Source organism: Hufsiella ginkgonis (assembly GCF_009834915.1).
GTDB classification, from domain to species: Bacteria; Bacteroidota; Bacteroidia; order Sphingobacteriales; family Sphingobacteriaceae; genus Hufsiella; species Hufsiella ginkgonis.
Genome location: NZ_WVHS01000002.1, coordinates 655,591 through 667,857, shown reverse-complemented (window position 1 = coordinate 667,857; position 12,267 = coordinate 655,591). Strand labels below are relative to the sequence as shown.

Annotated in this window: 10 protein-coding genes and 1 riboswitch; of the genes, 5 read left to right on the top strand and 5 right to left on the bottom strand. The window is 49.6% G+C overall.

The features are described 5' to 3' along the window. Window positions 1-56 precede the first annotated feature (56 nt). Window positions 57-1,433, top strand: a complete 1,377-nt coding sequence (locus GS398_RS09645; protein ID WP_160906554.1) for a dipeptidase — start codon at window positions 57-59, stop codon at window positions 1,431-1,433. On the opposite strand, the gene GS398_RS09640 is transcribed toward GS398_RS09645, so the two are convergent. Next, window positions 1,430-2,527 (bottom strand): mandelate racemase/muconate lactonizing enzyme family protein, encoded by a 1,098-nt coding sequence (locus tag GS398_RS09640; RefSeq protein WP_160906553.1) that lies wholly within the window; start codon window positions 2,525-2,527, stop codon window positions 1,430-1,432. The genes GS398_RS09645 and GS398_RS09640 overlap by 4 nt on opposite strands. A gap of 90 nt (window positions 2,528-2,617) precedes the next feature. On the opposite strand from GS398_RS09640, the gene GS398_RS09635 reads away from it, so the two are divergent. Both GS398_RS09635 and GS398_RS09630 read left to right on the top strand, forming a co-directional pair. After that, complete coding sequence (locus GS398_RS09635; RefSeq protein ID WP_160906552.1) at window positions 2,618-4,636, top strand: thioredoxin domain-containing protein; 2,019 nt, start codon at window positions 2,618-2,620, stop codon at window positions 4,634-4,636. Window positions 4,637-4,715: 79 nt separating this feature from the next. After that, window positions 4,716-5,213: an FKBP-type peptidyl-prolyl cis-trans isomerase gene (locus tag GS398_RS09630; RefSeq protein ID WP_160906551.1), complete on the top strand. Its 498-nt coding sequence runs from the start codon at window positions 4,716-4,718 to the stop codon at window positions 5,211-5,213. 86 nt (window positions 5,214-5,299) lie between these two features. Here the strand turns inward: GS398_RS09630 and GS398_RS09625 are convergent, their stop codons facing one another. The 3 genes from GS398_RS09625 to GS398_RS09615 all read right to left on the bottom strand — a co-directional run bounded on the left by GS398_RS09625 (window position 5,300) and on the right by GS398_RS09615 (window position 8,565). Beyond that, window positions 5,300-6,538, bottom strand: coding sequence for a homoserine dehydrogenase (locus GS398_RS09625; protein WP_160906550.1), 1,239 nt, complete (start codon window positions 6,536-6,538; stop codon window positions 5,300-5,302). Between the two features lie 18 nt (window positions 6,539-6,556). Beyond that, window positions 6,557-7,618, bottom strand: a complete 1,062-nt coding sequence (locus GS398_RS09620) for a homoserine O-acetyltransferase family protein (protein WP_160906549.1) — start codon at window positions 7,616-7,618, stop codon at window positions 6,557-6,559. Window positions 7,619-7,826: 208 nt separating this feature from the next. Then, a riboswitch (SAM riboswitch) is annotated at window positions 7,827-7,937 on the bottom strand. Between the two features lie 238 nt (window positions 7,938-8,175). After that, complete coding sequence (locus GS398_RS09615; protein ID WP_160906548.1) at window positions 8,176-8,565, bottom strand: response regulator; 390 nt, start codon at window positions 8,563-8,565, stop codon at window positions 8,176-8,178. A gap of 248 nt (window positions 8,566-8,813) precedes the next feature. On the opposite strand from GS398_RS09615, the gene proB reads away from it, so the two are divergent. Next, window positions 8,814-9,848, top strand: a complete 1,035-nt coding sequence (gene proB, locus GS398_RS09610) for a glutamate 5-kinase (RefSeq protein ID WP_160906547.1) — start codon at window positions 8,814-8,816, stop codon at window positions 9,846-9,848. A gap of 3 nt (window positions 9,849-9,851) precedes the next feature. Continuing rightward, entirely contained in the window at window positions 9,852-11,105 is a 1,254-nt protein-coding gene (locus tag GS398_RS09605) for a glutamate-5-semialdehyde dehydrogenase (protein ID WP_160906546.1), read from the top strand. On the opposite strand, the gene GS398_RS09600 is transcribed toward GS398_RS09605, so the two are convergent. Beyond that, a complete protein-coding gene (locus GS398_RS09600; RefSeq protein WP_202406004.1) occupies window positions 11,102-12,259 on the bottom strand; it encodes an AI-2E family transporter in 1,158 nt (385 codons plus the stop codon). The genes GS398_RS09605 and GS398_RS09600 overlap by 4 nt on opposite strands. Window positions 12,260-12,267: the final 8 nt, after the last annotated feature.

Here is a 12,267-nt window from a genome sequence, read left to right as displayed (position 1 = left end):
GATGTTCTTCTTGCCTCATAAGCAGAAGTTATATATTTGCCGTAAACCCTATTGACATGCAAAATATCAAACAATATATAGCCGATAACAAGCAGCGTTTTCTGGATGAACTATTCGAGCTGCTTAAATTCCCGTCCGTGAGTGCGGATCCAAAGTACAAAGCCGATGTATTGAGCACCGCCGCCTACGTTGCCGCAAAGCTGACAGAAGCCGGTGCAGAGCACGTAGAAGTGTGTGCTACGGCGGGATATCCAATCGTTTTTGGCGAGAAGATCATTGATCCGGCGTTGCCGACGGTGCTGGTATATGGCCATTACGACGTACAACCGCCAGACCCGCTGGAGTTATGGGAAACGCCGCCATTTGAGCCTGTTATCCGCGACGGCAAGATCTTCGCGCGCGGCGCCTGTGACGATAAAGGCCAGTTTTACATGCACGTAAAAGCATTTGAACTGATGATAGAAACAGGCACGCTGCCCTGCAACATTAAGTTCATGATAGAAGGCGAGGAAGAAGTCGGCTCTAATAACCTGGGGATCTTTGTCGGCGCAGAAAAAGAGCGCCTTAAGGCTGATGTGGTACTGATCTCCGACACCGCGATGATCAGCCTGGAACATCCTTCCCTTGAAACCGGTTTACGCGGTCTTACTTATCTCGAAGTGGAAGTCACCGGCCCGGATCGCGACCTCCATTCAGGCGTTTACGGCGGTGCGGTTGCAAATCCTGCCACCATCCTGGCAAAAATGATCGCGTCGCTGCACGATGATCAGAATCGCATTACCATTCCCGGGTTCTACGATGACGTTGACGATCTAAGTGCCGCCGAGCGGGATGCGCTGAACCAGGCACCCTACGATGAAGACGCGTACAAAGCTGACCTCGGCGTGAACGCGCTTTGGGGCGAAGAGGGTTACACCACGATAGAGCGCACTGGTACCCGCCCGACCCTTGAGGTGAACGGTATCTGGAGCGGCTATATCGGTGAGGGCGCCAAAACGGTGCTGCCGTCAAAGGCCAATGCCAAGATCTCGATGCGGCTGGTGCCTCACCAGCAGTCAGGCAAGATATTCGAACTGTTTAAGACGCACTTTGAAAAGATCGCTCCTCCTTACGTGAAGGTAAAGATCACCCCGCATCATGGCGGCGAACCGGTGGTAACACCAACCGACAGTATAGCGTTCCGGGCAGCGGAAAAAGCCGTTGAGGAAGCCTTTGGTAAGAAGCCTATTCCTACGCGCGGAGGTGGAAGTATACCCATCGTGTCGCTTTTTGAACAGGAGCTTGGCATAAAGACGGTGCTTATGGGGTTCGGTCTAGATAGTGACAACCTCCATTCGCCAAACGAAAAGTTCGATGTGGCAAATTTTTACAAGGGTATAGAAACGATCCCGTTATTTCACAAATACTATGCGGCGCTGATGAAAGCAAATTAAATAACGATCTTTTCACATTTCTGAAGAAACGCTTCATTGGCATCCGCGCCAATTCCGGGTGTATCTTCAATGTCGAGCAAGAAACCGCTGAACCGTATGCCGCCCTCGCAGGGATCTTCGAGATGGCCGAGCATACAGGTATCCATGTCATGAAAGACGATACCGCTGCAAGCGTAAGCAAAGTGTAGCTTGGCGCTAAGCGCGATCCGGCTTTCGAGCATTCCCCCGATCATACAGGGGATGCCGGCTTTTTTCGATAGCTCGTGAATTTTGAGCGCCTCCAGTATCCCGCCTGATTTGGAGAATTTGATGTTGATGTAGTCGCATGCTTCGGCGGCAGCCAGTCGCCCGGCATCATGATGATCGAAGCAGCTTTCATCTGCCATGATCTTAATGGCCGTAGCTCTCCGCAGTTCAGCAAGACGGTGGTCATTCCATTTTCGCATTGGCTGCTCACAAAACTGTATGTTATAAGGCTCCATGCCTTTTAAGGCGGTGGCCGCGTCTTCGAAGTCCCAGCCCTGGTTGGCATCAATACGGATAACCGGCGCTTCGCCCACCGACTGTCTGATGGCCTTCACCCGGTTAATATCCTGGGCAGCGTTTTTTCCCAACTTAATTTTAAGCTTAGTGGCGCCCATCTCTATAAAATGCGCTGCCTTTGCCGCCATTTCTCCGGCAGCGGCAATACCTACCGTGATATCGGTTTCAATTGTACGCCTGGCCCCGCCGAGAAACCGGTATAAGGGTTGGTTTTCCGCCTTGGCGGCGATGTCGTATAATGCCATATCAAACGCGCTTTTGATAGTGGCGTTGCCGGCAGTAAAATCATGGAGCTCCTGCATCCTGGCCGGTATATCGAGCGGGTCTTTTCCTTTCCACAAGGCAGCGAAATCTTTTGCCATCGCCAGGCAGGTGTCCTGGGTTTCCCCGACGATCATCGGGAATGCAGAGCATTCCCCTACGCCGTAAAAACCTTGGTTGGTATACACGCGGATAAATACGTTCTGCGCATAAAACATGGTTCCCGTGGCGATAACGAACGGATGCATTTTGATACTGAAACGGTAGATTTCGATGTGCGTGATAAGCATAAATGACGATGGCGTTTCAAAACTAGCCACACTTTTTCAAAAGTTGCAAAACATTTCCACATTCCAACCTTTACCTTTATAACAGTTACTATGCCTAATAAACTCATCGGCGAAACGTCGCCTTACCTGCAGCAGCACGCCCACAACCCGGTAAACTGGTATCCATGGGGAGATGAAGCGCTCGATTTGGCAGTAAAAGAAAATAAGCTGATCCTGGTGAGCATCGGGTATTCAGCCTGCCACTGGTGCCATGTAATGGAACACGAAAGTTTTGAAGACGAATCCGTTGCCGCTATCATGAATGCACATTTTGTGTGCATCAAGATCGACCGGGAGGAGCGTCCGGACATCGACCAGGTTTACATGTACGCCGTTCAGCTGATGACAGGCGGCGGCGGGTGGCCGTTGAATTGTTTTTGCCTGCCCGATCAGCGTCCGGTATACGGCGGTACTTATTTTCGCAATGGCGACTGGAAGAACCTGCTGCTTAACCTCTCCGCATTCTGGCGCGACCGGCCCGCAGAAGCTGTGGAGTACGCGGAACGCCTTACTGAAGGCATCCGCAATAGCGAGATCCCAGGCATAGCGGAACCGGTGGATCTTTATACCACCCGCCATCTTGAAGATATTTTCACACCCTGGAAGCGTTATTTCGATACTACGGCGGGCGGGTATAACCGGGCGCCAAAATTTCCATTGCCCAATAACTGGCAATTTATGTTTCGGTACGCTTGGTTAATGGAGGACGATGCCGCCAACCTGGTAGCCAGGCTTACCCTGGAGAAAATGGCTTATGGCGGGATCTATGACCATATTGGCGGGGGCTTTGCCCGGTACTCGGTGGACGGCGAGTGGCACGTGCCCCATTTCGAGAAAATGTTATATGATAATGCACAGCTTGTAAGCCTGTACGCAGAAGGATACCGGTATTGTGGCGATCCGCTGTATAAACAGGTGGTGTTCGAGACGCTTGACTGGCTCGAACGCGAGATGACCTCGCCCGAAGGCGGTTTTTATTCCGCACTCGATGCAGATAGCGAAGGGACCGAGGGTAAGTTCTATACGTTTACACGAAGTGAGCTGCAGGAGCTCCTGGGCGGGGACGAACCCGTGTTCAGTACTTATTTTAACGTAACGGAAACGGGGAACTGGCAGGAAGAGCACACGAATATTTTCAAAAGAAAAGAGGACGATAGCGCTGTGGCCCATAAGCTTGGTATGCCGGAAACAGAAATGCTTAAGATACTGGCAAGGGCTAAAGATAAAGTTGCCCGCTATCGCGATACACGCATCAGGCCGGGCCTGGATAACAAGATACTGGCGTCATGGAACGGGTTGATGATAAGGGGCCTGGTGGACGCTTACGACGCATTTGCCGAAAGACCTTTCCTGGACTCCGCCCTGAAAAATGCCAGGTTCGTAAAAGAACACCTGGTGCTTCCGGATAATTCGATCAAAAGATTATACCAGGCGAGCCCTGGCGAAGGTTGGAACGGGGCCGGCTTCCTGGACGATTACGCATTTATCATCGACGGTTTCATCGCCCTGTACGAGGCGACTTTTGATGAGAACTGGTTATCAGATGCGCGAAAGCTGGCTGACTACGCCATCGCTCATTTTTTTGACCGGCAATCCGGCCTGTTCTTTTACACCTCCGCGGGAGATAAAGCACTCATCGCCAGGAAGCTCGAGATCATGGATAATGTGATCCCTTCGTCAAACTCGATGATGGCACATAACCTGTACCGGCTGGGACACTTGTTTAACGACGATAAGTACGTAGCCACTGCCAGGCAGATGCTTGCCAATGTGTTTCCGCATATCAAAGGTTACGGGTCCTCTTATTCCAACTGGGCCGGTTTATTGCTGTTTGAAGTGTTTGGGTTGTACGAGATCGCCATAACCGGCCAGGGATCCATGGAAAAGAGACAAGAACTGGCCACCCATTATGTTCCTAACAAAATTCTTTTTGGTGGTAAAACAGGAACGTTACCTTTGCTCGCCGACAAGTGGCTCCCGGAGACTAAAATATTCGTCTGCAAAAACAGAACCTGCCAATTGCCGGTTAGTGAAGTGGCAGAGGCATTGGAACAAATTAGCGATCAGTGACCAGTGATCAGTTTCCGGCGACAAACTTAAAGGAACTGGCGACCTGTACCTGACAGCTGATTAAACAACAAAAGATATTATGACAATAGAACCAAAAAGCGTAGTGGCGCTCACGTACGATCTGTACACCACCCAAGACGGAGAAGAAACATTTGTTGAAAAAGCTGACGAAGCAAACCCATTGGTGTTTCTTTACGGAGCAGGCATGATGCTTCCAAAATTTGAAGAGAATTTAAGTGGCCTCTCCACCGGTGATACTTACGATTTTCAGTTAGCCGCCGAAGAAGCCTATGGCGGGAAGGATGAAGATGCGATCGCTGAGCTTCCACTGGATATGTTTGGCGGAGACGAAATTCCCGAAATCGGCGCCGTACTTCCTTTACAGGATAACAACGGTAACCAGTTCAGGGGCCAGGTAACCGGTTTAACCGACATTTCGGTAACGGTTGACCTCAATCACCCCATGGCCGGCCAGGACCTGCATTTTATAGGAAAGATACTCGAGGTGCGTAAAGCTACGGAAGAGGAACTTGCTCACGGCCATGCACATGGTATCGACGGACAACACGGCCACTAATTGATTCCAGGTATTGCAACTAACAATAAAAAGGCGCCTTTTAAGCGCCTTTTTCTCACTACTAAATAAACAAAACAACTAAGATCTTAATATTCCGCTTCCTGGAGCTCGGCAAATTCGCCCGGGCCTCCCTGGAGAGTTTTATTGCCTGTTTCGGCGATAAATATCCCTGGCTTACGGAGCTCGTCCTGGTGCTTAACCAGGTTTGCCAGCTTGATCGTCCCCGTTACATACCGGAAATTATGCGTGTAGAACCGCTCGGTAATGTCCTCGAATTCTAGTTTTTCCAGCTGGAATTCGTCGGTATAACGCAGGTATACGTTCAGCTCATGATCGTTCGTTTGTACAAGCGCATTGGGCTGCTGGTGTTTTTTGTACTCGTAATGGTAGTCGTACCGCAGCGCGGCGATGTCGGAAAGCACGGCAGAACCTGTTGGGTGCCCGCCGGCGCCTTTTCCGAAGAAAAATTGCTGATCCGCGAATGCGGCCTGTACGATCACGCCGTTGTATTCGTTTTCTACATTGTAGAGAAAATCATCATTGCGGATCAGTTTAGGCAATACATATAGTACAACCCCGGTTTCGCTTGACTTAAGTGCCGTTGGAACGAGTTTGATCTTATAATTTTTCTCCCGCGCGTATTGAATATCCTGGGCGGAAAGGTTTTGGATCCCCACATTTAGGATGTTATCCGGGTGGATAAACAGTCCGTATGCATGCGCGGTGGCGATGGCAAGCTTAAATTTCGGATCGAAGCCGCCAACGTCCATGATCGGGTCCGTTTCGGCAAAGCCGAGGTCCTGCGCCTGTTTTAATGCCGTGTCGTATCCAAGGTTCTCGTTAAAGATCTTTGACAGGATATAATTGGATGACCCGTTAAAAATTCCGCGTAACGAATAAAGCAGCTCATTGTCATAATATTCCTCCAGGTTCCGAATAATCGGGATGCTTCCGCAAACCGCACCTTCGTAAAGGAGAGAGGTTCCGTATGTCTCCTGGATCGCAACAAGTTCCTGCAGGTGATTGGCGATCATTTTTTTGTTGGCCGATACCACGTTTTTCCCGCTTCGGAGTGCCGTGGTAACGATTTCGTAAGCGGCATCTGCATCGTTGATCAACTCAACAACGGTGTTGATCTCGGGGTCGTTCAAAATTTCGTGACTGTCGGTCGTAAACAAATGCCCGGGAAGTGAACGTTGTTTGCCCGGGTTCTTAATAGCGATCTTCCTGATCGTAAGGTTCAGGTTTTTACTCCGTATGATGTCATACAAGCCTTGTCCCACCACGCCAAACCCAAACAAACCAAGCGTTAATTTTTTACTCATTATCGATGTGCCTTAATGTTATGCTATTTTATGTAAAGTGATCACGTCTTTATCCGAATCTACCTGTTTTAAAAAGATACCGATCGCCTTGGCGATCACACCGGTCTCCACCAGGAAACCATCATGCCCGTAAAACGAATTGATCTCGGTATAATCGGCGCCCTTGATGTGTTTCGCCAGGTATTTTTGCTCATCCGGCGGAAAAAGCAGGTCTGAATTAATGGCGATTACCAGTGTTTTGGCTTTTATGCGATGAAGTGCGTTTTCCACCGATTCACGTTTCCGGCCTACATTATGGCTGTCCATCGCTTTGCTAAGGTACCAGTAGCTAAATGCGTCGAAACGTTTTACCAGTTTTTCGCCCTGGTAGTTCTGGTAAGAAGACGCCTTAAACTGGTCGGATTTATCCAGCGAGATCTCCTGCTGCGATATTGCATACGTTTCGTACGTGCGGTAGGAGAGCAGCGCAATGCTTCGTGCGGTTTTTAGCCCTTTGCTTCCGCCATCTGGTTTCTTAGCAAAAAAAGTACGGTCGCTGGTAATGGCCAGCCGCTGACTTTCATTAAAAGCGATTCCCCATGGAGAATGCTGTGCATTGGTAGCCAGCAAGATCAATTTTAGGATCCTGCCAGGTTCGGCGATACTCCATTCCATCGCCTGCTGCCCGCCAAGCGATCCCCCGATAAGGATACTGATCGTATCGAAGTCAAGGTGATCGGCCAGCAACTGGTGCGCCGCTGCGAGATCACGTATGGTGAATTGCGGGAATGAGAGGTAATACGGCTGCCCGGTTGCTTCGTTAATGCTTAACGGATGCGTGGTGCCATAGGGCGAGCCGATAATATTGGCGCAGATGATAAAATGCTCCGCGGGGTTAAACAAGGCGTTGTCGCCAAAAAGTCCTTTCCACCAGTCGAACACATCGGCGTTGGCCGTTAACGCATGGCAAACCCAAACGATATTGTCTTTTTTTTCGTTGACCTTGCCGTAAGTATGGTAGGCAATTTCGAGATCTTGAATAATTTTCCCGTTTTCGAGTTCGAAGGGTCGGTTATGCTTGTAAACGTGTACCTGGCTCATAAATAAAATCTGACTTTTAATCGCAATGTGACTGGTTGGTTGAAGCTGAGCGGGTTGTAATACGCTGTCTCCGCCGCAAAGCGCTGAATCTGTGAACCGGGAAGCGGGACGATCAGCAGGCCTGGCTTGTTAGCACATGCAACAACACATCACGGAAGTGGTGCGAATCGAAAAGTCTCTTGGTGTTTCCTTTTTCATGGTTTTAAAACATTTATATTTTCCCGGTTCTTACCAGGACAGGATTTGGCACCTTCCCCAAATACTCAGGGGGGTTGTCAGTGGGTCTCGGAGCCTGTCTCTCACCACTTCTTTATAAATCAAAACCTCATTAAGGGGCCTGATAGGATTGGTATTGCTACCAAATAATATTCCAAATATAGGATGCTTGGTTAGTAAAAACAAAATATAATTTTCAAGCAAAACTTAACTAGTTGAAAAACAGTAAGTTATTTTGTTGGTAATTGTGTGCAGCAAAGGTTGGGGACTGGGGTAATCCGGTGAAAGCGAAAACCCGCCGGCGGATATGCAGGTATAAGGGAGACCGGTAAATGCGGACCTTAATCTACCTTTAAAAGTGACACCAGCAGCGCAGAAGAGATAGGCTTCGAGATAAATCCTTTTACGTAGGAATAGGCTTTTGAACGCAGCTTGTCATTCTGGTCCACAGAGGATGATACGATATAGATATCGGCTTTTTTCGCAAGATCGGGCATCAGCGTTTCATACTGATCGAGGAAGCCCCAGCCGTTCAGCACAGGCATATTCAGGTCCAGTAGGATGACATCCGGCAAATTATCCGGTATATCCTTGTGGTCTTTTAAGTACTCAAGCGCATAGATAGCCTCGGTGTAGCTGGTGTATTCATCAAACAGCTTATGCTTGTTAAGCATGATCTGCGCGATTTTTTGATGGATCGGATCATCATCGATGATGAAGGCTTTTCTCATGCCTGTATTTTATAAAAGTAGACCAATAATCAACATTAAATGTTACAACGCCTGATAAAAAACCATTTTCCTTGAAATTGGCATAGGAAATGGATGTGTAACCAAATTTACGAGTTTAATGCACTTTTTTACGTTTTTTAAAACATTTCGTTACCTGTACGAAATAAATACATATAAAACATTAATATGTTAGTCTACTAATTTTATAGGCAAATTTAATTAAGTTTGCTCTTTTAATTATCGATAAATTGGCACTACCAATATTAGTTATAAAATTCGGAACGGCATCAATTACTACCCGGCAGGGAGGGCTCGATGAAACAGTAATGGCGGAGATTGCGAGGCAGGTTGCGGATGTGCATAAAGCGTATCGCATCGTATTGGTTTCTTCGGGCGCGGTTACAGCGGGGAAAAAACATATCCGAAATTATTCTGGCAGTATCAGTGAGCGGAAGGCGGCGGCATCCATCGGCAATCCATTGTTGCTGAACAGGTATTCCCATTATTTCGAACCTTACGGGATCCCTATTGCGCAGAGTTTGTGCGAGCGGGGACATTTTTCTAACCGCAGCCAGTTCCTGCAATTGCAGCGTACGTACGGGGAGCTCTGGAAAAACGGTGTGATCCCCATCGCCAATGAAAATGACGTGGTGAGTGACGTGGAACTTAAGTTTTCCGACAACGATGAGCTCGCAACGTTAATCGCCGTTGGTTTTGGCGCCTCGCTGCTGTTATTCAGTACGTCGGTGCCGGGGGTGCTCGATAAGAACGGCCAGGTGGTACCGCGCATTGAAGAGATCGGTAAGCAAGCGCTGGCGTTGGCCGATACCAGCAAGTCGGCGGTCGGGCTGGGGGGCATGGTATCTAAACTCACCTTCGCACGTTTGGCCACCAGGATGGGCATTAAAGTAGTGATTTTTGGCATACGTACGGCGGACGGGATCTTAAAAGCCATGAACGAAGAAACCGGAACCGTCTGTCTTCCCCAGGAATGTGCCATGCCGGCGCGGAAGAAGTGGCTCGCCAGCGGAAGCCTGGTTACCGGTCGGGTGGAAGCCGATGCCGGGGCGTGCAAGGCTTTACGAAACCGCCATAGTTTGCTCGCAGTTGGGATAAGCCGGGTGATCGAGAAATTTGAGTGTGGAGAGGTATTCGAAATCGTGGATGACCAGGAGGTGGTAGTGGCAGTCGGCCGGGCGAAGATCTCGTCGGAAACGCTGGTTTCCGGTTCCCGTCTCCAGAATATTGAAGTGGCGCATGCCGATGACCTCGTATTGTTATAAGAAATGATTACCACCACCATTCAGCAGATATTGGAAGACGCCAGGAGCGCCTCGTCTGAGGTGAAAAAACTTTCGGATGCCGATAAGCAGCGGGTACTCCGGAGGTTAGCGGACGGGATCCTTGGAAACGCCGCCAGCATTATGGCAGCAAACCGGGAGGACCTGGCGAAAATGGACGATACAGATCCAAAAAAAGACCGGCTGCTGTTAACCGGACAACGGATCGGCGACCTCGCTGCCAGCGTACGGGAAGTCGCAGGCCTGGCTGACCCCGCTAACCAGGTGCTTTTAGAACGCACAAACAGCAATGGGCTGCATATCCTGAAGAAGACGGTGCCGTTGGGTGTGGTAGGGGTGATCTATGAGTCGCGCCCCAACGTTACCGTTGATGTAGCCGCCTTATGCCTCCGGTCTGGAAATGCGTGCTTACTCCGTGGTGGTTCGGATGCCTTTGCCACCAATACCGTGCTTGTTAACCTGGTCCGCTCGGCGCTCGAAGAATCGGGGATGAACAAAAATGCGGTACAGCTACTTCCGCCCGGACGGGAATTGATCCTGGAGATGCTTGGCGCGGTTAGGTATGTGGATATCATTATTCCGCGCGGTTCGCAGCAGCTGATAGAGTACGTAAGAGAGCACTCTCGTGTACCCGTTATCGAAACCGGCGCCGGCGTATGTCATACTTATGTGGAAAGTTCAGCCCGGCTGGAGGATGCAGTTATCGTTGTCGTTAACGCTAAAGTTTCGAGGCCTTCTGTTTGTAATGCGCTCGATACGGTGTTGGTAGACAGGAATATAGCTGAAAAGTTCCTCACATTGCTCGCCCCGGCGCTGCTGCCCTGGCATGTGGATATTTTTGCGGATGAAGCCGCCTTGCCGTTGTTAAAAGAAACGGGTTATCCACATCTTTTTGCGGCGTCGCCGGAAGATTTCGGGAGAGAATTCCTCGATTATAAATGTTCGGTAAAAGTGGTGGAAAACTCCCGTGAAGCCATTGCGCATATCGCTAAGTATTCTTCCAGGCATTCTGAGGCGATTCTAACACAGGACGCCCGGTTGGGTGACGATTTCCTCGAAGAAGTGGACGCCGCCGCCGTGTACGTGAATGCTTCCACCCGTTTTACCGATGGAAGCGTATTCGGTTTAGGGGCCGAAATAGGCATTTCTACGCAAAAGCTGCACGCACGCGGACCGTTTGCACTGGAAAAACTGGTTACCGAAAAATGGGTGGTCCGTGGTGCGGGACAAACACGTTAGGCGTCCTTTTTCCCGGTATGCTTGATCTTGTTCTGCTTTTCGAGCTTTTCCTGTACCTTTTCATCGGCCGAACGGAGCTCGGGAACGGTCATCGGGCTTTGCAGCGGTCGTTCGTCGCCCAGTAATACGCCCCAGTGCCTGAACATTTCCGAGCGGTCGAAAACCACTTTTAATATCGCGATTATTGGCAATGCCAGGAACATCCCGGAGATCCCTGCCAGGCTCCCTCCCAGGAAAACGCCAACAATGGCTCCCAGGGCGTTGATCCTTACTTTCGAGCCGACGATCCGCGGCATCAGGATGTTGTTATCGAGGAACTGCACGAATGCGATGCTGGCCAGTACATAAATGATCGGCAGCAAGTCGGGCGATGAGGTAAGCGTGAGCAATACACCCAGCAGGTTCCCGATCAGCGCGCCCACATAGGGGATGAGGTTAAGGAATGCGAAAATCACGGCGATCAGCAGGGCGTGTTTAATGCCGATGATCATCAGGATCCCGCCAAGCAGCACAGTGACATACGTGATCTGGATCAGCAGCCCGATCAGGTAGCTTTTAATGATCACCTTTGTTTCGAGCATGGCTTCTTTCACTTTTGGGTGATGGCTTTCAGGAAACCATAGGAATACGAACCTCAGCAGCAGGTTTTTATAAAACAGCAGCAGGTAAATATAGATCGGTAACAACCCCATAAATACCAGCATAGAGGATACGGACCCTGCGGCGCCACCGAGCAGGGCGGAAGCAAAATTCAGCAGTTTGTTGCTTTGGTCGCGGATAAAATCAAGTTGCTCTGTTGTCGAGAAATTGCTTACATCGTTGATCCAGCGGCTCAGCGAATTCAGGTGCACCGACACATTTTTACGGATCTGCGGAAAATCAGCTACGAGGTTTGCCACCTGCGACGAAAAAAACCAGGTTATTCCCCCAATTATGATTAGAAGGATCAGGATGCACATGCCAATGGACAACGCCTCCGGGAATTTTCTTTTTCTAAAGAACTGGAATACCGGCAGCATCACGATACTGATAAAGAACGCCATGAGCAACGGCATAATAATCCCCTTGCCGATCACCAGCAGCGTACCCACCAGGAACAATCCCAATAGCTCCAATGATCGTTTTACGGTGATAGGGAGTTCTTTTATCGTCATAGGTTGAA